Source organism: Streptomyces sp. SM18 (genome assembly GCF_002910775.2).
GTDB lineage: Bacteria > Actinomycetota > Actinomycetes > Streptomycetales > Streptomycetaceae > Streptomyces > Streptomyces halstedii.
The window spans coordinates 6,590,800-6,615,708 of record NZ_CP029342.1 but is presented as its reverse complement, the minus strand read 5'-3'; the positions used below and the strand labels follow the sequence as shown (position 1 = coordinate 6,615,708).

The following is a 24,909-nucleotide window of genomic DNA, read 5'->3' as shown; positions in this document are numbered from 1 at the left end:
CGCACCGCCCGCGACGGCGGGGCGCGCCGTCGCTGTGCCGACGTGCGCTCAGTCCCGATCCGGCGTCCCCCTCCCCCGCAACGCCCGTACCAGCCACGGGTACACCGGGACCTGGTTCGGCAGCACCTGCCAGCCGTTGACGCGCCACACCAGCCGCCAGTAGCGCTCCACGCACGGATCCGGGACACCCGCCTCGAACTGCCGGGTCAGCCACTCCCGGAACTCCGGGTCCGGGTCCCGGGCGAGTGTCCGGGCGTACCGCCGGACCAGGTCGTGCACGAGCGGCGCCGCCTCCTCGGCGTCCGGGGCGATGCCGGCCTCCCGGGCCTCGGTGACCATCTGACGGGTGTACTCGGTCAGTTCGGCGCCTGCCTCGGTCTCGATGGCGAGCGGGATCCCGTCGGCCCGGCGGGCGGGGGTGCGCCCCATGCGGGCGCGGGCGTCTTCGTTGCCGAGCAGTTCGGCGAGCTCCACCCATGCGGCGATCTGGTCGGTCGTGGGGTTGTCCGGCAGTTCGGGGGCGGCGGCGCGGACCATGTCCCGTGCCGCCGGGTCCGTACCGTTCCCGCTGAACGCGCCCTCGACGAAGTCGTCGACCAGGCGGCGGCGTTCCTCGCCGGAGAGCTGGGTGAGCCTGTGCATGAGTGTGGTCTCCTCAGGAGTGGACCCGCGTTCGGCCACCGCTCGCAGGACGCTCCGGCGCAGCCTCAGCGTCCGGATCTGGACGTCCACGGCCTCCGCGTGCACGGCGGCGGCGTACGCCAGGCGGAGCGTGCGGTCCAGCACACGCCGTACCGTGGCGAGGTCCATCCCCAGCTCGCGCAGTGTGCGGGCGAGCTCCAGGCGGAGGAGTGCGTCGAGGTCGTAGAGCCGGTAGCCGGCGGGACTTCGGCCGGTCGGTGCGACCACTCCGGTGTCGGAGTAGAACCGGATGGTCCGCACCGGCACACCGGTGCGCCGGGAGAGTTCCCCGATCGAGTAGAGGATCGTACCGTCCATGTCCCCCACTCTGCGGTCTCCACCCACTGGAGACTCAAGGCTACGAGTAGCGGGTGACCAGACCTCTGCGGCGGAAGGTTCGCAGCATGCGGGAGAGGGCGAAGAGGCTGAGGGCGATGAGCACCGCCGTGCCGGCGGTGGCGACACCGAGGTCCCGCCAGGGGATGCCGTTGCCCGCGGCCAACTCCCGTCCCACCGCGAACACATGGGTGGTGGGCAGCACTTCGGCGACGGGCCGTAGCGCGGCCGGCAGGGTGGAGACCGGGTAGAAGACGCCGGACAGCGGCATCACCACGGACAGCGCACCCCAGACGAGGGCCTCGGCGCCGCTTCCGTAGCGCAGTACCAGCCCGACGACCAGCAGCGCCACCGCCCAGCCGCAGGCGAGCAGCAGGGCGGCCACCGGGATGAGTCCGATGCCGAGGGTGGTGACGTCGAAGGCGTAGGCGGCATAGGCGAGTACGGCGACGGCGAGGGTGCTGGCGGCGGTGCGCGCGAGGGCGAACAGCCCGACGCCCGCGAGGTACTCCCAGTCGCGCATCGGGGTGGCGAGGAGCCCCAGGATGTTACGGGACCACGTCTCCTCCAGGAATCCGGTGGCCAGGGAGATCTGCGTCTGGTGCACGAGGTGCCACAGGACGGTCCCGCCGAGCAGATAGAGGGTGACGGTGGCCGTGGTGCCCGGCGCACCGCCCGCCGCCTCGGCGGCCTTGGCGGCGAACAGTCCGATGGAGCCGTAGAGCAGGGTGTCGACCAGTGGCCAGACCAGGACGTCGAAGAAGCGGTGCGGACTGCGTTTGAGGACGAGCCAGTGGCGGCGGGCGACGGCGAGCGTCCGGTGCAGGGACGCCTGGACGGGGGGACGGAGGGCGGGGCCCTCGGGCGGGACCAGCAGCACGGAGGCGGCGGGGGCACCGCTCGTGTCATGGGTGTCGGGCGGGCCGGCGGCAGCGCGGGTGCCGGCGGCAGCGGCGGTGCTCGAGCTGTCGGTGCTCTGGCGAGGGGCGTCGGGGCTCTGGGGACCGCTGTCGGGGAAGCTCATGCCGCGGCGGCCCTTTCACGGTCGCGTTCCTCGGCGAGGTGCAGGAAGACGCCTTCGAGGTCCTGCCGCCCGAAGCGTTCCACGACGTCGCCGGGGGTGCCGTCGGCGGCGATCCGTCCGGCGTGGAGGAAGACGACACGTTCGCACAGCCGCTCCACCTCCACCATGTCGTGGCTGGTGACCAGGAGGGCCGTGCCCTGTTCCGCGCACAGGGCGAGCAGGGCGGTGCGGACGCGCAGGGCGATGTCCGGGTCCAGGGAGGCGGTGGGCTCGTCGAGGATCATCAGCCGGGGCCGGTGCAGGGCGGCTTTGGCGATGCCGACCAACGTCCGCTGGCCGCTGGAGAGTTCGGTACCGATGGCCATCGCCAGGTGTTCGATGCCGAAGCGGGCGAGGGCCGCGTCGACAGCGGCGCGTGCGTCGCGCAGCCCGTACAGATCGGCGTACAGGCGCAGGTACTCTCGCACCCTGACCCGGTCGGGCAGGGGCAGGTAGCCGGCGACGAATCCGAGGCCCCGCATGGCCTCGGCGCGGCGGCGGGGCAGGCGGTGGCCGAGGATCTCGACGCTGCCCGCGTCCGGTTCGACGGCGCCCAGGCACATGAGCAGGGTCGTGGTCTTACCGGCGCCGTTCGGGCCGAGGAGTCCGAGGCGTTCGCCCGCGTGCAGGCTGAGGTCGATGGCGTCCACGGCACGTCCTCTGCGGTACTCCTTGACCAGGCCCCGTGCGGCGAGGACGACGGGGCGGGGCGCGGGTGCGGCGCCGGGGGTCAGCATGTGGCGGCCTTCGCCGGGGCGGGGGTGGCGGGGGCGGTGTCCCGTGCTTCCAAGGACCAGATCAGTTCGGCGCGCAGGGGGCCGGTGCGGGCGAGGAAGCCACCGTGGTCCGCGGCGAGCGGGGCGAGTTGGGAGCCGTGGCAGAGCACGGCGGCACGTTTGGCGGCCCATCGCTCGTCGTCGAGGGTCAACGCGTGCCGCACGGTGGTGCGGTGGGTGGTCAGCAGGTCCTGGTAGGCGAGTCCGCACATCGGACTGCGGGCGAGGGCCTCGCTCGCCTCCGGCCGACCCCATTCGGGGAGGTGTCCGGTGTAGGGGAGGTCGGCGTACACCCACGGCAGGGGCGCCTCCCGCTCGGCGAGGACGCTCATGGCCAGGCGGCGGACGGCCTCGTGGTCGGGCTGGTTGCTGCCGAGCGGCACCAGGATCCGGGTGTCCAGCGGCAGGTCGCGCAGCAGGGCTTCGAGGTGGTGGAGGGTCGCGTCCTCGGGGGCGTACGGGCCGTCCGCGTGGTCGAGGACGATCTGCCCGACGCCCAGCAGCGCACAGGCGGCCGCGTCCTCCGCGAGCCGCGCGCGGTGTGCCTCGGCCGCGGAGGAGAAGCCGCACTGGGTGTCCCACCAGGAGACCGGGGCGTCGGGGGCGGGCGCGCCGCCGTGGACGGTGACGACATCGACGGGGCCGGTCACGGTGGGCAGGAACCCGGCGAGCGAGAGGGCGGCGTCGTCGAAGTGCGGAGAGAGGACGACGGTGCGCGAGGGCGTACGGGAGGCAGGGTGGGAGCCGGGACGGGACGCCATGGTCGTTCGGTCCTTCGGGTCGGAGGGAGGAGGGAAGGGAAGGGAAGGGAAGGGAAGGGGAGGGAAGAGGCGGCCGGAGGTACGGGGGCCTCGCGGCGGCTCGGTCGGTGTCCGGTGTCCTTGCGGCGGGCCGGGACCGGGCTCGGCGGAGGGGATCACCCTCGGCGGGCCAGGGGCTCACCGGCCTGTCTCCGGCGGGCGAGCCGAGGGGCGAGCGCGCGGTCCCAGGCGTCGTCGTCGCCCTGCCAGCGGTCCGGGAGCAGCGGCACGGTGTCCCACATGACGCTGTCCGGCAGAGAACCCGCCGCCCGCGCGGGCGGCGGGGTACGGCGCAGCCACAGGATGTCGAAGCGGTGCCCCGGACGCTGACCGGCGAGGGTCGCCCGCAGGCGGCGCAGGTCGTCGGCGTCCGCTTCGTCGAAGGCGTCGTGGTGGACGTACAGCACATGGGCGTCGGAGGCCACCATGGTGCGCCACCGTTCGGCGAGGTGGGAGAACTTGGCCCGGACCTGGCCCAGTTGGCTGTCGATGTCGGTCTGCGTGAGGGGCCCGGGGGTGACCTCGGCCCGGAACTCGTGGAAGAAGCGGATGTCGGAGCCCCGGTCGAGTACGCAGGTGCCGTTGTCGAACGGTTCGCTCCGGCCGGGGCGCAGGACGTTGCGGAAGTCGGCATCGACCGCCTCGATGACGGAGGCGAGTTCGAGGTCGAGCCAGTCGAAGAAGTGGGCGCGGGTCTCGCCGGTGATCCGGCGGATCTGATGGGTCGACTCGCAGTGGTAGCCGAGTCCGACACAGAGGTCGTACACGTGTCGCTCCAGTCGCGTGCGGGTGGGACACATCGAGGGTCGGCGGCCGGGCACGTCGTCCGGTCGGGGGCGGTACGGGAGGGAACGGCGGCGGCGTGCGATGTGGTCAACGGGGCGCCGAGGCGGGACCGGGGCCAGGGCGGGGGCGGGGCGGGACCTCCGGACCGGTCGGGGGCCGTCCTGCGCCCGTCACGGGGCCGGTCCCCGGTCCGGGAACGGCCGCGTCCCCGCCTCCCCCGTCCCGGGCCCGGTCGTCCGGGCACGCCGAAGCGGTGATCGGGCCGTGCACGGCCCGGCCGCTACGGACCGGAACGGCTCAGACCCGGAACCGCTCGGGACCGGAACGGCTCGGGACCGGAACGGCTCAGGACCGGAACGGCTCGGGACGGCTACCGCCCGGAACCGTTACGGCGGCGCCGGCTCACCCGCCGCTGGGCAAGCCCGGCCAGGTGCGGCCGGTGAGGAGTTCGGCGGCCGCGACCGCGTTGGCCAGACCTGCTCCGCGCGTCAGGAGAAGGGGTGCGGCGAGTCGGCCGGGAGCCGGTTCGAGGCCCATGTCCACGGTGACGAGATCGGGCCGGCGGGTGCGCAGCGCGTCGAGGGTGGCGTGCTGCCAGGGGTCGCGCACGGCATCGCGTACGACGACGACAAGGGGCCCGGCGGCGGGCAGCGGGATGTCCGCCGGGTCGGTGCCGGGGTCCACGTCGAGGGTCGAGGCCAGGAGGCCGAGGCCGGTCAGCGCGCCGTCGAGTCCCCAAGGGGCCACGCCCACCGCCATGTTGGCCTCGCTCGACAGCCGTACGCAGTGGACGGGACCGGACGGGCCGGGGGATGGCACGCCGACGGCCACCAGGGCGCGCCGCGCGGCGACGAGGCCGATGCCGGAGCGGCCGGTGCCGGTGGGGACAGGGTCGGCCCAGGCGCGTAGCGCCGCGATACGGGCGGCGGCCTCCTCCAGTCGCTCGACGGTGAGTTCACCCTTCTTCAGGGCGCTCTCGACGGCTTCGTACACCTGGGGCAGGGTGTGTTCCACCCCGCTGGCTCCGAGCAGGACGAGGTCCACGCCCGCGGACCAGGCGAGCACGGCGGCTCCGCCGAAGCCCCACCGGTCCAGGACCGGGGCCATCTCCAGGGCGTCGCTGACGACCACGCCGTCGTAGCCGAGTTCCTCGCGCAGCAGCCCGGTGACGATGCGCGGACTGAGTGTGGCGGGCGGTTCGGCCAGGTGGGGCAGGCGGATGTGGCCGGTCATGACGGCCTTGGCTCCGGCGGCGATGCCCGCGGCGAACGGCGGCAGGTCCAGGGCGCGCACGGCGGGCAGGTCGCGGTCGATGTCGGGGAGCGCGGTATGGGAGTCGGTGCCCGTGTCACCGTGCCCGGGGAAGTGCTTCAGCGTGGCGGCGACACGCCTGTCCTGGAGTCCCCGGACGAACGCCTCGGTGTGCCGGGCGACGCGCTGGGGGTCGGCGCCGAAGGACCGTACGCCGATGATCGGGTTGTTCGGCCGGGAGTTGACGTCGGCGCACGGTCCCAGGCACAGGTTGATCCCGGCGTCGGCCAGATCGGCGCCGATCGCCCGCGCGACCTCCCGGGTGAGACCGAGGTCGTCGACGGCTCCGAGGGCGTGGTTGCCGGGGTACGGGCTGCCGCGGTGGTAGTCGAGGCGGGTCACGTCGCCGCCCTCCTCGTCGAGGGCGATCAGGACGTCGGGGCGCACGGCGCGGAGCGGGGCGGCGATGTCGTCGCGGAGGGTGCCGTAGGGCGCGGCGCCCGGCGCCGCGGGGTCGGGCGGGGCGAGGTTGGTGCCGAACACACCGACGCCGGCCAGACCGTTCTCCACGGCGCGGCGGATCCAGGGGGGTGGCACGCGGCCTTCGTAGGAGGCCATCAGGCAGGCGTTGACCAGGGAAACGACAGTGCTCACGAGAAGGCCGGCCTTTGGTCGAGGGTGGGGCGGCGCCGCAGGAGGACACCGGTGCTGCCGCGCTTGCGCAGATGCGCCCGGCCGCCGCAGACGGTCTCCAGGGCGGGGCGGACGAGAACGACCTCGTCGATCTGCTCCCAGTCCGGGGACGCGGTGAGCCAGGGGCGCAGCAAGGTGTCGAGCACTTCGGGTTCGAGGGCGACGAAGAGGAGGCCGGTGGGAAGCGCGGTGAGCAGGTCCAGGTCCTGCCCGTAGTAGAGCATCTCGATCAGCAGGTACGCCTCGCCGGGCAACCGCCGTGTCCCGGCGAGGGGTTCGAGCCCGTCCGGGTGTACGTGAACGGCGTCACCGGCGCCGGGTCCCGCGGTGAGACGGGCGCGGAAGACGGGGTTGGGCTCGGTGGCCTCGACGCGGTAGCCCTTGCCGGCGAGCCGGTCCGTGAGGGCGCCCTCACAGGCGCCGACCTCGATCAGGGGGCCCGTGTCGGGGTCGCAGGTGCGGGCGATCCACGCGGTGGTGGCGTCCAGCCGTTCCGTCTCGTACGGAGAGGTGGCGAACTCCCACGGGTCGGGTACGGACGCGGCCTCCTCGTCCAGACTCGCGAGCAGGGCGAACAGGCGTCGCCGTTCGTCGGGTCCGGCGGTGAAGTACCGCTCGGCTGCGGGCACGCGGCCGGTGTAGAGCATGTGCTGCGGGGACTCGCTGTCGAGCAGGTGCCGGGCGTGACGGTTGACGAAGTCGAGCTTGACGGCGACGAGTTCGCGGCCGAGGGGGTGGTCCAGTTCGCTGACGAACTGGAGGAACGGCGAGTATCCGACGGCATGCCGGACCGTGGTGCCCTCCGCCGCCTCCCCCGCGTCCAGGGCCTCGGCGACATCGTGCCCGAGGCGTCCTCTGCTGCGTCGGTTGTCGGCGGGCGAGTGCGTCCACACGCACAGGGGCCGCCCTTCCGCGACCCGCGAGAGGGCGGTGGCGAGCGCTTCGGTTCCGGGTGAGGCGGCGGACTCGTCGGCCTCCCGCACCCGCGTGGCGAGCAGGGCCAGCCGCCCGGACAGGGTGAGGTCGGGGGGCAGGGCGAGGTGTTCACCCGAGTCGGCGAGCAGCACGTGCACCTCGCGGTGGGCCGATTCGGTGGTGGCGGGTGGTGCGGTGGGCGGGGTGAGCACGGAGAGGAAGTCGAGGACGGCGTCCTCGGCCCTGAGCACCACCACGATGTCGATCACAAGCGGGTCCCATCAGCAGGCAAGGCATGGCGTGGCAAGACATGACGAGGCAAGGCAAGGGTTCGGCCGGGGCGAGACCGCCGCCGGCCGTGTGGGAGGGGCCCGGCCGAACTGCGCGATCACGGGTCCGACGATAGAAGCCTCGGCCGCAATTGGTCTAGACCGCCTGATCGGCCGGATTTGGTGGGCGTTCCGGCCAATCCGCGTCGTTCACGCAACGCGGGGAGGAAAGTTGCCCTCCACGAGCCGCGTCCACGAACCGCCTCCATGAACCGGCCTCGCCGCCCCGGCGATTCGTCCGGGAATCACGCAGACGTCGTTCGCCGGAGCCGTGTGACACACCCGGTGGCGTCCTTGCGCCCGGCGGCGGTCCTGTAGTGCGCTGGCCCCCATGAACAGACGACGCATCGCGGCACTGGCAGCGGCCCTGACCGTGGCACCCCTCCTGGCGGCCGCGCCCCACCAGAGCGCGGAGGCCGACGAACCCGGTGGCGGCCGGCTGTCGCACCCGACCGGTTCGCACCGGACCCTGGGCGTGGACCTCGACACGGTGACCATCCCCGAGTTACAGGCGCGGATGAAGCGGGGCTCCCTGACCTCGTCGGCGCTGACCGAGGCGTACCTGCGGCGGATCAGGGACGTGGACCCGAAGATCCACGCGGTGCTGCGCGTCAGCCCGACCGCCCGGCTCCAGGCCGCCGCCAGTGACGCCCGGCACCGCCGTGGCACGGTACGGGGACCGCTCGACGGCATTCCCGTGTTGCTCAAGGACAACGTGAACACCCGTGACATGCCGACCACGGCCGGATCGCTGGCGCTGGCGGGGAAGCCGCCTGCCACGGACGCCGCCCTGGTGACCCGGCTGCGCGAGGCGGGCGCGGTGGTCCTCGGCAAGGCGAACATGTCCGAGTGGGCCAACTTCCGTGCCGAGAAGCCCACTTCGGGGTGGTCGGCGGTGGGCGGGCAGACGCACAACCCGTACGTACTGGACCGCAATCCGTGCGGCTCCTCGTCCGGTTCCGCCGCCGCGCTCGCCGCGTCGCTGGCGCAGGTGGCGATCGGCACGGAGACGGACGGCTCCATCGTGTGCCCGGCCGGGATGAACGGAGTGGTGGGCCACAAGCCGAGCCTCGGGCTGGTCAGCCGGTCCGGGGTGGTCCCGATCTCCGCCGAACAGGACACGGCGGGCCCCATGGCACGCAATGTGACCGACACCGCCCTCACCCTGGCGGTGCTGGCCCCGGACAGCGGGATCGCGGCGGACACCGGACTCATGGCGGACGGTGGTCTCCTGACGGACGTACGGTCGGCGGCGAACGGCGGGCCCGGCCAGGCGGACCCGCTCGCGCGCCCCGGCGGACCGCGCGGCGAGCGGATCGGCGGGCTGCGCGGCAAGCGGATCGGCCTGTGGCGGCTGCCCTCGCTCGGCGCCGGGGTGGACGCGCTGATGACCCGTACGGCGACGAGGCTGCGCGACGCCGGGGCCAAGGTCGTGGAGGTGACCCCGCCGTACCAGGAGCGGCTGGCCGAGCTGGAGTTCCCGGCGCTCCTGAGCGAGTTCCACCGGGACATCGACGCCTACCTCGCCACCCGCGAGGACGGGCCGGGAGACCTCGCCGGACTGATCGAGTTCAACCGTGCCCATCCCGATGAACAGACCTGCTTCGCCGGTCAGGAGCTGTTCGAGGCGGCGCTCGCCGCTCCGTCGACCGACGACCCCGGATACCGGGCGATGCGGGCCGAGTTGAGCGACCTCGCCCGGCGGTCCATCGACGAGACGATGGCCGCCCATGACCTGGACGCCCTCGCCTCCCCCGCCAACCCGGCGGCCTGGACGACGGACTGCGCCCGGGGCGACAACGACGTGATCCCGTCGTCCACCCCGGCGGCCGTGGCCGGCTATCCGTCGCTGTCCGTGCCCGCCGGGTCCGTGGGCGAACTGCCGGTCGGACTGCTGCTGATGGCGGGTGACCGGCAGGACGCGGCGCTGCTGTCGCTGGGGGCGGCGGTGGAGCACCGGCTGGACGCCTGGCGGGCACCGAGGTACCTGCCGTCGGTGCCGGACGGCGCCGCCCGGTGAACTCCCGCCGGACGCCGCGGCGTCGGGCATCGTCCCCGGAGTGAGGGCCGGGGGACGCCGAGGGGTCCCGGACCGTCCGGTCCGGGCCCCCTCGTCCCGCTCTCACCCTCGGTGTCCCGCCGCCGTCATCCGGACGGGTCGGTCAGCGAGGGCCGGTCAACAGCGGCCCATCCAGAGCGCTTCGGTCCACGGCGGGACCGGTCGACGACGCTCCGCCCGGCAACGGGGCCGGTCGACACCGGCACGGGCGCGGGCCCGTGTCAGCAGGCGCCGAGGTCCTGCCAGACGCCCCACTCACCCGTGGTGCCGGGCTCCTCGCCGGTCGTCCACCACTTGGCCTTCCAGTTGTGCCCCTTGTACGAGACCTCCTGGCCGCCGGTGTAGATCGTCCCGCTCGCCCACGCGGCCTTCGTGCACTGGCTGCCGCTGCCGCCGGTGACGGTCAGCGTGTAGGCGGTCGCGTGGCTGCCCGACGGGCTCGTACCGGTGACGCTGATCCGGTACGTGCCCGAGGCGGCGGCCTGGGTGGTGGACAGGGTGAGCGTCGAGGAGCCGCCCGCCGTCACGGAGGCGGGGCTCAGGGACGCGGTGACACCGGCGGGGGCCCCGCTGACGGTGAGGTTCACCTGCTCCGCCTGCCCCTTGGTCACCGCGGTCTTCACCGTGGCGGTGGCCGAAGTGCCCGCCGCCACCGTGCCGGACGCCGGGGTGGCCGACACCGAGAAGTCGTTGTCCGGGACCGTGGTCCCGCTGGTGAAGGGCGCGAAGATCCGGGTGAAGTCCCAGGTGTTCTGCTGGATGCCGGAGCAGTCGTCGGCGGCCGGACCACCCGGGCAGCCACCGTTGTCCCGCTGGAGCGCCCAGAACGAGAGGGTGTTGATGCCCTTGGCCACGGCCCAGTCGTACACCTGGGTGGCGTTGGCCAGGGTGAAGGTCTCGGCCGGGCCGAAGTCGTCGACGCCCGGCATCTCGGTGACGCCGATCATGCCCCACAGCTGGGCGTCGGTCTTGGCCGGGTAGAGCTTCGCCAGCTGGTCGTGGAGGCCCTGGGCCGCGGTCTCGGTGTCGTTGGCCATGTTGTGCGCGGCGTTGTCGTAGTAGTCGAACGTCATGAGGTTGACGACGTCCACCCGCGCCCCGTTGGTGACCGCGTTCCGCAGCACGGCGAGCCCGCTGGAGGCCAGTCCCCGGGTGGTCGTCGGCAGGGTGTAGGAGATCTGCAGGTCGCGGCCGTTCGCGGCCGCCCAGTCCTGGAGCTTCTTGATGGCCTTGTTCCGCCGGTCCACACCGGCGGAGTTGTCGAGGGCGTCGACCTCGATGTCCATGTCGAGCCGCGAGACGTCGTAGGTCGTGACGACCTTCTGGTACGCGGCGGCGATCTGGTCGACGTCGGTGCAGCTGTCGGCGATCTCCGTGCCGGTGGTGTCCGCGGTGTAGCCGCCGAACGACGGGATGACGTCGCCGCCCCGGGCCTGGATCGTGTCGATGTCGGCGCCGAAGGAGGACTGCGCGATGGGCAGGTCGCCGTCGCCGTTCCAGTACGGGGTGCAGGAGCCCCGGGTCACGGTCTGGAGGAACGCCATGGTGAGGTGCTTCGCGCCGGACTCGGCGGCCATCGCCGCCGGGCTCTCACCGGTCCAGGACTCGAAGTAGGGGGCGAAGACGTGGTCCGGGAGCGGGGTCGCCGCCTGCGCGGTGCCGGAGCCCAGCACGGCCATGCCTGCTGCCGCCACCGTGGTGACAGCCGCGGTCACCAGCGCGCGGACGGATCTCGATCGTCTCATGTCTGTCCCAGCTCTAGGGCACAGGACCGCGAACGGCGGTGCTGCGCAGGGGTGTTGGGTACGGAATATCGACTTCGCCAGGAGCGTGTCAATGGTCTGGACCAAGACAGGACTAGACCACTCGGACGGCGCCCGAACGGATTCCCTGTACAGCACACCCACCGCCGGGTGAACCACTCACCGGGGTTCTCAGAAGAAGACCCCGCACCGCAGCAGCACATTGGCGTACGGCCGCGCCTCCCCCGTCCGCACCACCAGACGGGCGTCCACCGTCCGCCGCTTCAGCTCCTCGTGCGGCACGTGGCACAGCTCCGGAAGCCGGGCGGCGAGCAGGGCGGCGGCCTCCGGATTGGCCGCGCCCACCTCCTCGGCCGCCGTCGCCGCCTCCACCACCAGCTCCTCCAGCAGCCCGTCGAGCACCTCGGCGAACGACGGGACACCCGCCCGGAAGGCCAGGTCCACGACACGGGGGCCGGGCGGGACGGGCATGCCCACGTCGCAGATCAGGACCGTGTCACCGTGCCCCAGCGCGGCCAGCTCGCCGGCCAGGCGGCTGTTGAGGATGCCCGACCGCTTCACGGCGCGCCGACCTCCTCGGCGGTGGGGTACGACGCCTGCGCGCCCTCCCGTGTGACGGCCGCCGCCCCCACGCGGACGGCGAACGCGGCGGCCTCCTCCAGGGGTTCGCCCCGTCCCAGCCGCCAGGCCAGGGCGGCGGTGAAGGCGTCGCCCGCGCCCGTGGTGTCCACGGCCTCCACCTTCGGACTCGGTACGCGGACGCGTCCGCCCCCGCGGCTGTCCGCGATCAGCGCGCCCTCCGCGCCCAGGGTGACCACCACCGAGCGCGGACCGTGGCCGAGCAGGGCCCCCGCCCACTCCTCCGGGGTGTCGCCCGCCTCCTGTCCCAGGATGCCCAGGATGTACCGCGCCTCGTGCTCGTTGACCACCAGCGGGTCGCAGGCCGCCAGGACGTCGGCGGGGAGCGGGGCGGGCGGGGACGGGTTGAGGACCAGCCGGGTGCCCGGGGTCAGGGCGCGGGCCGTCTCGGCGACGGTGTCCAGGGGGATCTCCAGCTGCACGGAGACCACCCGGGCGGCGGCGAACAGCGGTGCCGCCGCCCGGATGTCCTGGGGCGTCAGCCGGGCGTTCGCCCCTGGGGAGACGACGATGCTGTTGTCGCCCGAGGGGTCCACGGTGATGAGGGCGACCCCGGTGGGCGCCCCGCCCACGAGGACCGGGCCGGTGTCGACGCCCGCCTCCCGCTGCGAGCCGAGCAGCAGCCGGCCGTGGGCGTCGTCCCCGACCCGCGCCAGCAGAGCCGTACGGGCACCGAGGCGCGCGGCGGCGACGGCCTGGTTGGCCCCCTTGCCGCCGGGGTGGACGACGAGGTCGGAGCCGAGCACCGTCTCGCCCGGCGCCGGGCGGCGCTCGACGCCGACGACCATGTCCGCGTTGGCCGAGCCGACGACCACGAGGTCGTACGGGGAGAGTGCGGGGTCCTCGTTCTCGTACATGGGCTGTGCTGCCTTCCGTGAGCGGGGCGGGTTTGCGGGGCCGGGCCCCGCCGTCCGGGGGCGGTGGCGGGGCGGGGTGGATGGACGCGAGGGCGACCTGCCGGCGGCCGTCCTGTGCCCCGGCCTAGGAGAAGTCCGCGACGTTCTCCCGGGTGACGACCTTGACCGGGACCTTGACCGTGCCGGCGACCTTCTCGCCGTCCGCGGCCTTCACCGCGTTCTGTACGGCGATCTTGCCCAGTTCCTTGGGCTGCTGGGCCACGGAGGCGTACAGGGTGCCCGCCTCGACCGCCTTCAGGCCGTCCGGGGTGCCGTCGAAGCCGACCACCGAGACGGACTTCCCGGCCTTGCTCCCGAGCGCCTTGACCGCGCCGAGCGCCATCTCGTCGTTCTCGGCGAAGACGCCGGTGATGCCGGGGCGGCCCTGGAGCAGGTTGGTCATGACGTCCAGGCCCTTGGTGCGGTCGAAGTCGGCCGGCTGGGTGGCGACGACCTTGATCCCCGGATAGGCCTTGATGCCTTCGCTGAATCCGGCTCCGCGCTCACGGCTGGCGGAGGTGCCCGGGGTGCCCTGGAGGACGACGATGGAACCCTTGCCGCCGAGCTTGTCGGCGAGTGCCTTGGCGGCGAGCTTGCCGCCCGCCACGTTGTCCGAGGCCACCAGCGTGGCGGTGTCCGCCTTGTTGACACCGCGGTCGGCGGCGACCACCGGGATGCCGGCCTTGTTGGCGCTGCGGACCCCGGGGCCCACCGCGTCGGAGTCCACCGGGTTGACGATGATGGAGTTCACCCCCGAACTGGTGAAGTTCTGGAGCTGGTTGGCCTGCTGGGAGGCGTCGTTCTGGGCGTCGGTGACCGTCAGGTCGATGCCCGCCTTCTCCGCCTCGGCCTGGGCGCCCGCCTTCATCTGGACGAAGAACGGGTTGTTCAAGGTGGAGAGCGACATGCCCACCTTGGTGGTGGTACCGGTGGAGTGGGAGTTGAAGAAGGACACGGCGGCGACGACCGCGGCCACGACGACCACCGCGATCCCGGCCTTCATGGCTCCCTTACGGCCGGACCCGGGCGCCCCGGGCGCGCCGGAACCGGTCGAGGCGGCCGCTCCCGTACCGGCCTTGCGGCGCAGGGTGTCCAGCAGCACGGCGAGCGCGATGACGACGCCGATGACGACCTGCTGCCAGAACGCGGAGACCGACATGAGGTTGAGGCCGTTGCGGAGCACGGCGAGGATCAGCGCGCCGATCAGGGTGCCGGACGCCTTGCCTACGCCGCCAGCGAGGCTGGCACCGCCGATGACCACCGCGGCGATCGCGTCGAGTTCGTATCCCTGCGCGGCCTGCGGCTGGGCGGACACGAGCCGGGAGGCCAGGACGATGCCCGCGACGGCGGCGAAGAGGCCGGACAGTGCGTAGATGGCGAGCTTCTGCTTGTTGACGCGCAGTCCGGAGAGCCGCGCGGCCTCCTCGTTGCCGCCGATGGCGTACATGGAGCGGCCGATGTAGGTGCGGGCCAGGATGAGCGCGGTCAGCAGCCCCATACCGATCATGACGAGGACCGGGACGGGCAGCCAGCCGCCGAGCGTGTCGCCGAGTACGGAGACGGAGTCGGGGAAGGCGATCGGGCTGCCCTGGGAGATCACCAGGGACAGGCCGCGGGCCACCGAGAGCATGGCCAGCGTCGCGATGAACGACGGCAGCTTCCCGTACGCGACGAGCGCGCCGTTCACGAAACCGCACGCGATGCCGGTCGCGACGGCGAGTATCACCGCCAGCCAGACGGGGACGCCCGCCGAGGTGGCGGACCAGGCGAGCACGGTCGCGGAGAGCGCCGCGACCGAACCGACCGAGAGGTCGATGCCCGCGGAGACGATGACGAAGGTGACACCGAACGCGAGGATGGCGGTGACCGCGGCCTGCACACCAACGTTCAGGAGGTTCTGGGTGGTGAGGAAGTCGCCGGAGAGCAGCGACATCGCCACCAGGAGCACGACCAGGGCGCTCAGGGCGCCGTTGTCGAGCAGGAGGCGGCGGACCGTGTGTCCCGCGCCGCCGCCGGAGCCCGTCTTGCCGGGATGCGTGTCAGTGGCCACGGGGGCCCTCCTTACCGGTCTCCGCGGTGTCCGCGTCGTCTGTGGGGGTGGTGGTGGGGGCGGCGCCGACCGCGAGGGCCATGACGGCGTCCTGGGTGGCCTCGTCGGCGGGGAGTTCCCCGGCGATACGGCCCTGGGCCATGACGAGGACCCGGTCGCTCATGCCGAGGACTTCCGGCAGGTCGCTGGAGATCATCAGGACCGCGTGCCCGGAGGCCGTCAGTTCGTTGACGAGCTGGTAGATCTCGACCTTGGCACCGACGTCGATGCCCCGGGTGGGTTCGTCCAGGATCAGCACCCGGGTGTCGGCGAGCAGCCACTTGCCGATGACGACCTTCTGCTGGTTGCCGCCGGACAGGGTGCGGACGTGCTGGCCGAGACCCGCCATCCGTACGCCGAGCTGCTCGGCGATCCGGGCCGCCGCGGTGCGCTGCGCCTTGAGGTCGACCAGGCCGGAGCGGCTGGCCGAACGCAGCGTGACCAGGCCGAGGTTCTCCTGCACGGAGGCGTCGAGCACGAGGCCCTGGCCCTTGCGGTCCTCGGGGACGAGCCCGAGGCCGGCGGCCATCGCTGCGGTCACGTCGTGCTTGCCGAGCCGTTCGCCGCGTACGTCGACGGTGCCCGTGTCGTACGGGTCGGCGCCGAACACGGCACGGGCCACCTCGGTGCGCCCGGCGCCGACGAGTCCGGCGAGGCCGACGACCTCTCCGGCGTGGACGTCGAAGCTGATGTCGTGGAACAGGCCGTCCCGGGTGAGTCCGCGCACCGAGAGCAACGGCTCGCCCGCGTCGGGGCGTTCACGGGGGTACTGCTGGTCGATGCTGCGGCCCACCATGAGCTGGACCAGCTCCGCCTCGGGTGTGGAGGCCGGCACCTGGTCGATACTGCGGCCGTCGCGCAGGACGGTGACGCGGTCGCCGAGGGCGGCGATCTCGTCGAGGTGGTGGGTGATGAAGACGATCCCGACGCCGTCCTCACGCAACTGCCGCACGATGCGGAACAGTTTGTCGACCTCCTCGGAGGTCAGCACGGCGGTCGGCTCGTCCATGATCAGGACACGGGCGTCCAGGCTGAGGGCCTTGGCGATCTCCACCATCTGGAGGCGGGCGATGCCCAGTTCGCGTACCCGGGTGCGCGGGGAGACGTGCAGGCCGACGCGGTGCAGCAGCACCTCGGCGTCGGCCTCCATGCGGCGCCGGTCGATCATCCCGAAGCGGCGCGGCTGGCGGCCGAGGAAGATGTTCTCGGCGACCGTCAGATCGGGGACCAGGTTGAACTCCTGGTAGATCGTGGCGATCCCGAGCCGTTCGGCGTCCTCGGCACCGTTGATCCGGACCTCCTCCCCGCGGGCGAAGAGGGTGCCGCTGTCGGGGCGGTAGGCGCCGGAGAGCACCTTGATGAGGGTGCTCTTGCCGGCCCCGTTCTCACCGAGCAGGACGTGCACCTCACCGCTGCGCAGGTCGAAGTCGACCCGGTCCAGGGCGACGACGCCGGGGAAGGTCTTGCGTACGCCTTCGACGCGCAGCAACTCCACTGACTGGCTCACGCGGTGCTCCTCGGGGTGACGGTGTCCTCGCCGCAGGAGCTGCGTACGACGAGGCGGGCGGGCAGGGTGACGGACTGGGGGGCGCGGCCCTCGACGATGTCGATCAGGGCGCGTACGGCCGCGCGGCCGAGGTCGCCCGTCGGCTGGGCGACGGCGGTGATCGGCGGGGCGGTGTGCACGAACCACGGGATGTCGTCGAACGCGGCGATCCCGATGTCCTCGGGGACGCGCAGTCCTCGGGCGCGGACGGCGTCGAGCGCGCCGAGCGCCATCAGGTTGTCGGCGGCGAAGACGATCTCGGGGGGGTCGGGCAGCGCGAGGAACTGCTCGGTGACGCGCCGGCCGCTGTCGGCCTGGAAGTCTCCCTGGCCGATGTAGGCGTCGGGCAGGGCGAGCCCGTGAACGCGCATCGCGTCGCGGAAGGCCTCGACACGCTCGTTGCCGGTGGTGGTGGCCGCGGGCCCGGCGATGATGGCGAGCCTGCGGTGGCCGAGGGCGTGGAGGTGGGCGACCAGGTCCTGGACGGCCCGGTGGCCGTCGGCGCGTACCACGGGGACGTCCAGTCCGGGCACCCAGCGGTCCACGAAGACCATCGGCGTACCGGAGCGGGCCACATCCGTCAGCAGGGGCGAGTCGCCGTCCGCGGGCGAGAGGAGAAGCCCGTCGATCCTGCGGTCCAGCAGCGTGCGGACATGGTGGTCCTGCTGCTCGGGCCGCTCGTCGGCGTTGCCGATGATCACGCTGTAGCCGAGCCCGCGCGCCTCCTCCTCCACGGAGCGGGCCAGCGCGGTGAAGTACGGGTTGAGTACGTCGCTGATGACCAGGCCGAGCGTGCGGGTCTGGTCCGTGCGCAGCGAGCGGGCCACCGCGTTGGGCCGGTAACCGAGGACCTCGACGGCGGCGAGGACGCGTCCGCGCGCGTCCGGGCTGACGGAGGGATGACTGTTCAGCACACGGGAGACCGTGGCGACAGAGACTCCCGCCTGGGCCGCGACATCCTTGATGCTCGCCATTTCCGGACCACCTCCTTGTGGTTTCGGGTGCGTCTCGACACCAGAGGGCGGAGGCCGTGGAATCGATTACACGGACGATTGGAAACGATTACATGGCGGAAAACAACCCCCTGGCCGAGGGCCGAGACCGGATCGTGATGCGTGCGTCCCGCCGCACACGCCCGTTGCGGCTGCGGCTGCGGCTGCGGCTGCGGCTGCGGCTGCGGCTGCGGCACGGTGTCATGGGCCAGCCGGCGCCGGGCGCGGTCCAGGGCTGTGCGCGGCGGAGACGGCCGGGGCCGGGACGGCGCACAGCGCAGGGGCCGCAGCGCGGGCCGATGACCGAGGCCGGCACGGCGCGGAGCACCAGGGACCGCGCATGGGGCCTGCCGGGTGGCGGCCGGGCCTCAACCGGCGTACCGGGGGCGGATTCGAGCGGGCCGGTGAGGGCGAGGGCGGCCCACCAGCGGGGCGCCCGCCCCTCCGTTCACATGGAGGGGCGGGCGAGTTCCTCTTCGCCGAAGAGCGGAGGCGTTCCGTACTCGTCCGGCTCCGCGGGCACGGCGGAGCCGGTCCCCGTGTCGGGGGCGGCCGGGGCGTCCGGGTCGAAGTCCTCCGGTGTCATGGCCGCCCAGTCACGGCCCTCGGGTTCACTCATGGGACGATCCTGCCCCGACCAGGGCTTCGCACGCCGACCGGCACCCGGCCGTCGCGCGCCGTCCGCCCTGGAGTCGATCACCGCGAGTCCCTCGGCCCGACCCCGGTGCGGACGTACGACCTCGCCCCCGGAGGCCGGACCGGACTGCGCGTACCCACCCTCGGGCGGTCACCGCCCCATGGCTGCGGGCTGCGCGTCGGTGCGCATCGCGGCGTCGGTGCCGCCGTCGACGTAGAGGATCGAACCGGTCGTGAAGCGGGCCTCCGGGCGCAGGAACTGTTCCACCCAGAACGCGATGTCCTCGGGCTGCCCGAAGATGCCCAGCGGCATCGGCGTGGGGAAGGAGTCGGGGTCCGGGGCGGCCGTCACATCGGTGGAGCCGGTCATCAGAGGGGTGATCACCGCGCCGGGCGCGATCGCGTTGAGGAGGACGCCACGGCGCGCCCACTGTGGGGTCACCGCCGTTCGCCGGACCCAGCGGGCGAGGGCCAGCTTGGACGTCGCGTAGGCCGAGATGCTGGGCGCCGTCCGCACGAGCGCTGCGGGCAGGGCGCTCTGCGCCTTCGCCGCCTGGTCGCGGGCGGCGGACTCCTCACCGTCCAGCAGCAGGCTCAGCAAGACGTCGTCGGTCAGCGGGACGGTCGAGGCCGAGTTCGAGCTGATCACGACGGCCCGTCCGGCCCCCGAGCGTTCCAGCGCGGGGCGCAGCCCCTCCAGCAGGGCGACCGGTCCGTGGTAGTTGATCGACACGACCGCCGAGGCGTCGCGCATGTTCGGGCCCACACCGGCGACGGCGGCCACCCCGTCGAGGGTTCCGTCGGTGAGCCGGAGGACCTCCTCGACGGCGTGACGGCGGCCGGCCTCGGTCCCGAGGTCGGCGATCACGTCGGCGTCCCGGAGGTCCACCCCGATGACCCGGTGCCCTGCCGCCCGCAGCCGGTCGGCGCTCGCGGCGCCCATGCCCGAGGCGGAACCGGTGACGACATACGTACCCATAACAGTCTCCTTCGACGGGCCTCGGCGACGGCCCGTGTCCATCCGATCGAGTTCCATCGTAATTCAATCAGTGATTGAACACTGCCAGTAGCACCTCCGCCTGTGATGGAATGGGCCGCATGAGCCAGCCCGAGGCCCCCAGCCGCGAACGCCTCCTCGACGCCGCCAAGCAGCTGTTCCTGGAGAAGGGGGCCGATCAGGTCTCCCTCCGCGCGGTCAACACGGCGGCCGGCCTGAACCCGGGAGCGGTCCACTACCACTTCGGCTCCCGCGAAGGACTGGTGTCGGCTCTGCTGGAACGGGAGTTGCGACCTCTGTGGAGCGGGCGGCTGCACGCCCTGTCGGGACCGCCCGGCACCCGGACCGAGGTACGCGACCTGGTGACCGCCCTCGTCACGCCGTTCGCCGAACTCGTCACCACCCGGGACGGCCGGGTGCTCTGCCATCTGCTGGCGCGCACGGCCCTGCCCACGGGGCAGGTCCTCAACGTGTCACCGCTGTTCGCACCCGCCCCCTTCGAGGTGCTCCTCGGGCGCGCGCTGCCCGAGTTGTCGCCGCAGGAGGTCACGGAGCGCTGCCGGCTCGCCTTCAGCCTGGTGATGGAGTCCTACGGGCGCCCACTGGTCAAGATGCCCGCGGAACCCTCGCCCTTCCCCCACGCCGATACGGTGATCGCGTTCCTCGTCGCCGGACTGACGGCGCCGTCGTGCCACACCCGGGACGCCGGCACGGACTCCTCGCAGCAGGCCTGACTCCACAGCCTCCGGACGACGGCGCTGGACCGACTGGAGGGCCCCCGCCCTCGCACGAGGCCTCGCACCCGGTACGACCGGCAGCCGTCGGCGTTGTCATGGCCACCTGGCACCATGATCGCCATGAGTGAGACAACTGAGCCTGAGGGCAATGAAGTTGCCGGCGTCATGACCACGCCGGAGGAGTGGCGTGCCTTTCTGAAGCGATACGGCGAGCTGTACATGAAGGTCCGTGCCGACGGCGAGGAGTTGGTCGATCTGCTGGATGACGATCAGCTGGAGGTTCTGGACCGAGGGGGGCGGGTCGAACTGTGGTTGGGTGAAGTCCCCGCCCGGGAGGAGGCTCTGGTCGCGTCCGAGGCGCGGCTCGGAGTGCGGTTCCCGCCCAGCCTGCGGGGATTCTTCCTGGCGAGCGACGGGTGGACACGCCTCGATGCCTACGTGGACGGTGTCCATTCCTGTGACCGCGTCCTGTGGATGCGGGACAGCGAGGCAGGCGGGCGCGTGACCGAGACCTATGACTCGATACCCGGCAACGAGGACGACGTCCAGTTGTTTCGCCGGTCCGTCGAGATCGCCCGGGGAGAGGACTTCTGGCTGCTCGACCCGACCGACGTCGGGCCGGACGGCGAGTGGGCCGCCTACGAGTTCGCACCGAAGTACGGCGACCCGACGAAGTACCCCAGCTTCTCCGCGCTGTTCCACTCCGGGTACGAGAACATGGCGGAGGACGAGGACGAGGACTGAGTTGGTCCGTCAGCCTTCACGCGGGTCGGCTCGGGCTGTCACCCCGGGCTGACCTGGGGATCCCTCCGGCCGTTGCTCACACGGCTGGTCACGCCACAGCCCGAGAAACAGAAAAACCCCAGATCAACTGGGGTCTCTGCTGGTTACTGGTGTCCGAGGGGGGACTTGAACCCCCACGCCCGATAAAGGGCACTAGCACCTCAAGCTAGCGCGTCTGCCATTCCGCCACCCGGACAAGGTGTCTGCCGTTCCGGGGTGTTCCCCGTGGCGACAGAGAAAACAATACCAGGGGTTCGAGGTGCCTTTCACCCGCGTTTCCGGTGGTCAGTGCGGTGCGGGCGGGGTGCGGCGGATTCCCGCGGCGGACGTGTCACCAAGCGTCGCTGAGCGCGCACGCACGGTGGTTGACTCCTGGGGAGGGCGGCCGCTCGTAGGGACGGCCTGCCCTCCCCCGGGCCGGATCAGTCGCCGCAGCGGCTCTGGCGGAGCCCGTGCAGGTGGGCGCTGGACTTGCGGGCGAAGGCGAGGGAGTCGACCGGGTTGTCGTGCTCGGTCTGCCAGTGGTGGTAGGTGCGGCCTCGCTGGGTGCGCTCGGTGACGCGGTTCAGGAAGGTCGTGTAGTCGATGTCCCCGTCGCCGACGTCCGTCATGTCGTAGCCGTCGCGGGCGGCGTCGTTGCGGGTGCCGTCCTTGACGTGGAAGAGCGGGTAGCGGTCCGGCTGCTTGAGTACGTAGTCGATGGGGTTGAAGGGGGCCGGGGTGCCGTCGGCGCGCTTGCCGAAGCGGAACCGGCCGGCCAGCGCCCAGTAGATGTCCATCTCCAGGTAGACCAGATTGGGGTCGGTCTCGGCGAGCAGGACGTCGTAGAGGCGGACCTTCGGCTTGTCGGTCGCGAAGGAGAACTCCTCCGCGTGGTTGTGCTGGTAGAACTTCATGCCCCGCTTCCGCGCGGCGGCGCCGTACTTGTTGAAGTCCTCCGCGGCACGCTTCCAGCCGTCCACGGTGGAGCCGTAGCGGAAGGGCCCGGAGGCGGTGCCGATGTGCTTCAGGCCGAGGGCTTCGGCGTCGTCCAGGACCTTGGTGAGGTTCTGGGCGAAGGAGTAGGCGCCGGGGTTGTTGTCGTCGTAGTAGTTGACGTGGCTGCCTATGGGGTTGAGCCCGTGGTTCCTGGCAAGCCTCTTGAGCTGGGCCAGGGTGATCTCGCCCGCCGACCCCTGGGTGTAGCCGGCGAACTCGATCTCGTCGTAGCCGTACTTCTCCAGCTCGGCGAAGACGGGGGCGAAGCCGAGGGTGGAGATCTTGTCGCGGAGGCTGTAGAGCTGGATGCCGAGGCGGCCGGGGGGCAGGACGGCGCGGCCCTTGCCGTGCCCGTGGTCGTGTCCGGGGCCCTTGCCGTGGTCGTGTCCCTTGCCCTGGTCGTGGCCCTTGCCCGGGTGGGTGGTGGCCTGGGCGGACGAGGCGCCGAGGAGGCCGGCGGCGGTGACTCCGGCGGCGACGCCCAGGACGTTGCGGCGGTTCAGTCTGCGTGCGAGTTCGGCGTCCTTCGAGAAGCGGCTCATGGTGACGTGTCTCCTGAGGGGTGTGCGGGCGGGAGGAATTGTCAGTGCAGTCCGGCAAGCTGGAGCAGCAGGGACTTCACTTCGGTGGCCTGGACTCGGCCGTCGTACGCGTCGAACACTCGGGGGGTGGAGCAGAGGATGAGCGGACCTTCGTCGTCGCTCGTGGGGAGACGGCCGTGGCTGCCCCGAATAGGTGAGGGGTCCAGGGGGACGACCGCCATCCGGTAGCGCAGGCCCACCTTCTTGCGGGCGACCGCCGTGGCCGCCCTGACCCGGACGTAGGGGTCCTGGGGGTCCATGAAGAGTTCGACCGGGTCGTAGCCGGGTTTGCGGTGGATCTCGACGAGTTGCGCGAAGTCGGGGGCGCGGGCGTCGTCGAGCCAGTAGTAGTACGTGAACCAGGCGTCCTTCTCGGCGAGTGCGACCAGTTCGCCGGAGCGGGGGTGGTCCAGATGGTGGGCCTTCTTGCCCTCGTCGTCCAGGAGCAGGTCGATGCCGGGCAGGTCCGCGAGGGCTTCCCGGGTGGCGTCGAGGTCTTCGGGTCGGCGTACGTAGACGTGGGCGATCTGGTGGTCGGCTACGGCGAACGCCCGGGAGGCCATCGTGTCCAGGTACTCCATGCCGTCCTGGGTGTGGACCTCCAGCAGGCCCGCGCGGCGCAGGGCGCGGTTGATGTCGACGGGCCGGTCCACACGGGTGATCCCGTACTCGGACAGCGCGACGACGGTGCGGCCCTCGGCGCGCGCGTCCTCGATCAGGGGCGCCATGGCACGGTCCAGGTCGGCGGCCGCGCGGTGGGAGCGGGGGTCGTCGGGGCCGTAGCGCTGGAGGTCGTAGTCGAGGTGCGGGAGGTAGCACAGGGCCAGGTCCGGGGTGCGGGTGGCGAGGAGGTGCCGGGTCGCGTCGATGATCCACCGGGAGGAGACGAGGTCGGCGCCGGGGCCCCAGAAGTGGAAGAGGGGGAAGGTGCCGAGTTTCTGGGTGAGTTCGTCGTGCAGGGCGGGGGGCCGGGTGTAGCAGTCGGGCTCCTTGCGGCCGTCGGCGTAGTAGACGGGGCGGGGGGTGACGGTCCAGTCGGTGTCGGCGCCCATCGCGTACCACCAGCAGACGTTGGCGACGGTGTAGCCGGGGTGGGCGCGGCGGGCGGCGTCCCAGAGCCGGTCGCCCTGGACGAGGCCGTTGTGCTGGCGCCACAGGAGGACGTCACCGAGTTCGCGGAAGTACCAGCCGTTGGCGACGATGCCGTGTTCTGCGGGGGTGGTGCCGGTGAGGAAGGTGGACTGGGCGGCGCAGGTGACGGCGGGCAGGACGGTGGAGAGCGGGGCCTGTGCTCCGGTGGAGGCCATCGCCCGCAGGTTCGGCATGTGGGCGAGCAGTTGGGGGGTGAGGCCGACGACGTCCAGGACGAGGAGGGGGGTGGGGCGGGGCCCGGTCGCGGGGGCGGTCACGGCAGTTCCTTGAGTCCGAGGTCGGTCAGGAGGTCGCGGGCGAGGGTGAGTTCGGCGGCGATGCCGTCGGCGAGCTGGGCGCGGGTGCGGGGGCGCAGTTCGGCGGGGAGGGCCTGCCAGGTGTACGTCTCGACTTCGAGGTGCCGGGTGAGGGGCGCGGGCCCGCCGACCAGCCGGGTCAGGACGCTCTCCAGTACGGGGAGCGTGGAGGTGAGTGGGGGTGCGGGAGGGGCGTGCAGGGGGACGTGGAAGTGGGAGCGCCACGGGGTGCTGTCGGGCAGCGACACCCCGGCGAGGGCTTCGTCGAGGTCGTCGGTGCCGCGCAGTCCGGCGGCGGTGAGGGTGCGGGTCTGGTGCAGGAAGCGGGGTTCGGCGAAGGCGGCCAGGGCTTCGCGTACCTCGGGCAGGTGGGGGTGTTCGGCGTGCAGGGCGGCGGAGAGCTGTGCTTTGGCCACGGGGATGCCCGCGGTGTGCAGGGCGTCCAGTGCGGTGTCGGGGTCCTCGAAGGAGGTGGCGAGGTGGCAGGTGTCGACGCAGACGCCGATGCGGTCGTGGCCGACGGCGGTGAGCGGGGCGATGGCGTCGGCGGTGGTCTCGACGGTGCAGCCGGGTTCCGGTTCGAGGCCGATCGTGACGGATTTGCCGGTCAGCTCGGCGAGGGCGTCGAGGCGTTGGGCGAGGGCGGTGAGGGCCTTGCGGGCGGTGGCGGCCGCGGCGGGGTCGGTGGCGTACGGGGTGCGCCAGGCGATCGGCAGGGTGGAGACGCTGCCGTGGGTCACGTCCTCGGGCAGGAGCGCGGCCAGCAGCCGGGCCAGGTCGGTGGTGTGCGCGAGCCGCTCGGGGTGCGTCCAGTCCGGTTGATAGACGCGGTACTTGACCTCCTCGGCGCCGAACCCTTCGTACGGGAAGCCGTTGAGGGTGACGACCTCCAGGCCCCGGTGGTCGAGTTCGGCACGCAGCGCGCGGAGGGCGGAGGGGTCGTTGACCAGGGTGCGGGCGGCTTCCTTGGCGAGCCAGAGGCCGATACCGAGGCGGTCCCGGCCGAGCCGCTTGCGTACGGGTTCGCAGTGGTCGCGGAGTTGGGCGCGGACGCCGTCGAGGGTTTCGGCGGGGTGCACGTTGGTGCAGTACGCCAGGTGGACGGTGGTGCCGTCGGGGTGGCGGAAGCGCATCG

General features: G+C 72.4%; 21 protein-coding genes and 1 tRNA gene. 3 read left to right on the top strand and 19 right to left on the bottom strand.

Annotated features, from left to right (window positions below):
* Positions 1 to 48: 48 nt before the first annotated feature.
* From B9S64_RS29370 to B9S64_RS29340, 7 genes are all read right to left on the bottom strand, one after another.
* A complete protein-coding gene (locus B9S64_RS29370; RefSeq protein WP_103489929.1) occupies positions 49 to 999 on the bottom strand; it encodes a MerR family transcriptional regulator in 951 nt (316 codons plus the stop codon).
* A gap of 40 nt (positions 1,000 to 1,039) precedes the next feature.
* Positions 1,040 to 2,041, bottom strand: a complete 1,002-nt coding sequence (locus B9S64_RS29365; protein ID WP_103489911.1) for an ABC transporter permease — start codon at positions 2,039 to 2,041, stop codon at positions 1,040 to 1,042.
* Entirely contained in the window at positions 2,038 to 2,817 is a 780-nt protein-coding gene (locus tag B9S64_RS29360) for an ABC transporter ATP-binding protein (RefSeq protein WP_103489913.1), read from the bottom strand. The genes B9S64_RS29365 and B9S64_RS29360 overlap by 4 nt, the downstream gene beginning before the upstream one ends.
* On the bottom strand, positions 2,811 to 3,617 hold the full coding sequence (locus B9S64_RS29355) for a PIG-L deacetylase family protein (protein WP_103489915.1): 807 nt from the start codon (positions 3,615 to 3,617) through the stop codon (positions 2,811 to 2,813). Before B9S64_RS29355 ends, B9S64_RS29360 begins: the two co-directional genes overlap by 7 nt.
* A 155-nt stretch (positions 3,618 to 3,772) precedes the next feature.
* On the bottom strand, positions 3,773 to 4,423 hold the full coding sequence (locus B9S64_RS29350; protein WP_258037751.1) for a DUF1796 family putative cysteine peptidase: 651 nt from the start codon (positions 4,421 to 4,423) through the stop codon (positions 3,773 to 3,775).
* A gap of 421 nt (positions 4,424 to 4,844) precedes the next feature.
* Positions 4,845 to 6,347, bottom strand: coding sequence for a glycoside hydrolase family 3 protein (locus tag B9S64_RS29345; RefSeq protein WP_103489918.1), 1,503 nt, complete (start codon positions 6,345 to 6,347; stop codon positions 4,845 to 4,847).
* Positions 6,344 to 7,570, bottom strand: a complete 1,227-nt coding sequence (locus B9S64_RS29340) for an SAM-dependent methyltransferase (RefSeq protein ID WP_103489919.1) — start codon at positions 7,568 to 7,570, stop codon at positions 6,344 to 6,346. The genes B9S64_RS29345 and B9S64_RS29340 overlap by 4 nt, the downstream gene beginning before the upstream one ends.
* Positions 7,571 to 7,961: 391 nt before the next feature.
* Between B9S64_RS29340 and B9S64_RS29335 the strand changes: the two genes are divergently transcribed.
* Positions 7,962 to 9,650: an amidase family protein gene (locus tag B9S64_RS29335; protein WP_109492168.1), complete on the top strand. Its 1,689-nt coding sequence runs from the start codon at positions 7,962 to 7,964 to the stop codon at positions 9,648 to 9,650.
* Between the two features lie 260 nt (positions 9,651 to 9,910).
* Here B9S64_RS29335 and B9S64_RS29330 read toward each other — a convergent pair whose 3' ends face one another.
* From B9S64_RS29330 to B9S64_RS29300, 8 genes are all read right to left on the bottom strand, one after another.
* Positions 9,911 to 11,434, bottom strand: a complete 1,524-nt coding sequence (locus tag B9S64_RS29330) for a glycosyl hydrolase family 18 protein (RefSeq protein ID WP_103489299.1) — start codon at positions 11,432 to 11,434, stop codon at positions 9,911 to 9,913.
* Between the two features lie 189 nt (positions 11,435 to 11,623).
* The gene (gene rbsD / locus B9S64_RS29325) at positions 11,624 to 12,013 is read right to left on the bottom strand and encodes a D-ribose pyranase (protein WP_103489300.1); all 390 of its coding nucleotides are present in this window, start codon (positions 12,011 to 12,013) and stop codon (positions 11,624 to 11,626) included.
* Entirely contained in the window at positions 12,010 to 12,948 is a 939-nt protein-coding gene (locus B9S64_RS29320) for a ribokinase (protein ID WP_103489301.1), read from the bottom strand. Before B9S64_RS29320 ends, rbsD begins: the two co-directional genes overlap by 4 nt.
* Positions 12,949 to 13,072: 124 nt before the next feature.
* Positions 13,073 to 15,037, bottom strand: a complete 1,965-nt coding sequence (locus B9S64_RS29315; protein ID WP_103489302.1) for a substrate-binding domain-containing protein — start codon at positions 15,035 to 15,037, stop codon at positions 13,073 to 13,075.
* A complete protein-coding gene (locus B9S64_RS29310) occupies positions 15,027 to 16,583 on the bottom strand; it encodes a sugar ABC transporter ATP-binding protein (protein WP_103489303.1) in 1,557 nt (518 codons plus the stop codon). The genes B9S64_RS29315 and B9S64_RS29310 overlap by 11 nt, the downstream gene beginning before the upstream one ends.
* Positions 16,580 to 17,596, bottom strand: coding sequence for a LacI family DNA-binding transcriptional regulator (locus B9S64_RS29305; RefSeq protein WP_103489304.1), 1,017 nt, complete (start codon positions 17,594 to 17,596; stop codon positions 16,580 to 16,582). Before B9S64_RS29305 ends, B9S64_RS29310 begins: the two co-directional genes overlap by 4 nt.
* Positions 17,597 to 18,062: 466 nt before the next feature.
* Positions 18,063 to 18,233: a hypothetical protein gene (locus tag B9S64_RS34645; RefSeq protein ID WP_181012254.1), complete on the bottom strand. Its 171-nt coding sequence runs from the start codon at positions 18,231 to 18,233 to the stop codon at positions 18,063 to 18,065.
* Positions 18,234 to 18,401: 168 nt separating this feature from the next.
* Positions 18,402 to 19,229 carry an SDR family oxidoreductase gene (locus B9S64_RS29300; RefSeq protein ID WP_103490831.1) on the bottom strand — a complete coding sequence of 276 codons (828 nt, stop codon included), beginning with the start codon at positions 19,227 to 19,229 and terminating at the stop codon, positions 18,402 to 18,404.
* Between the two features lie 119 nt (positions 19,230 to 19,348).
* On the opposite strand from B9S64_RS29300, the gene B9S64_RS29295 reads away from it, so the two are divergent.
* Both B9S64_RS29295 and B9S64_RS29290 read left to right on the top strand, forming a co-directional pair.
* Positions 19,349 to 19,981 carry a TetR/AcrR family transcriptional regulator gene (locus B9S64_RS29295; RefSeq protein ID WP_103490830.1) on the top strand — a complete coding sequence of 211 codons (633 nt, stop codon included), beginning with the start codon at positions 19,349 to 19,351 and terminating at the stop codon, positions 19,979 to 19,981.
* Positions 19,982 to 20,095: 114 nt separating this feature from the next.
* The gene (locus tag B9S64_RS29290) at positions 20,096 to 20,728 is read left to right on the top strand and encodes an SMI1/KNR4 family protein (RefSeq protein WP_103490829.1); all 633 of its coding nucleotides are present in this window, start codon (positions 20,096 to 20,098) and stop codon (positions 20,726 to 20,728) included.
* Positions 20,729 to 20,875: 147 nt separating this feature from the next.
* Here the strand turns inward: B9S64_RS29290 and B9S64_RS29285 are convergent.
* The 4 genes from B9S64_RS29285 to eboE all read right to left on the bottom strand — a co-directional run bounded on the left by B9S64_RS29285 (position 20,876) and on the right by eboE (position 24,907).
* Positions 20,876 to 20,963, bottom strand: a tRNA-Leu gene (locus B9S64_RS29285).
* A gap of 226 nt (positions 20,964 to 21,189) precedes the next feature.
* Entirely contained in the window at positions 21,190 to 22,287 is a 1,098-nt protein-coding gene (locus tag B9S64_RS29280) for a sugar phosphate isomerase/epimerase (protein WP_103490828.1), read from the bottom strand.
* A 41-nt stretch (positions 22,288 to 22,328) separates the two neighbouring features.
* Positions 22,329 to 23,735, bottom strand: coding sequence for a nucleotide pyrophosphatase/phosphodiesterase family protein (locus B9S64_RS29275; RefSeq protein WP_103490827.1), 1,407 nt, complete (start codon positions 23,733 to 23,735; stop codon positions 22,329 to 22,331).
* Entirely contained in the window at positions 23,732 to 24,907 is a 1,176-nt protein-coding gene (gene eboE, locus B9S64_RS29270; protein ID WP_103490826.1) for a metabolite traffic protein EboE, read from the bottom strand. Before eboE ends, B9S64_RS29275 begins: the two co-directional genes overlap by 4 nt.
* Between the last annotated feature and the right edge of the window lie 2 nt (positions 24,908 to 24,909).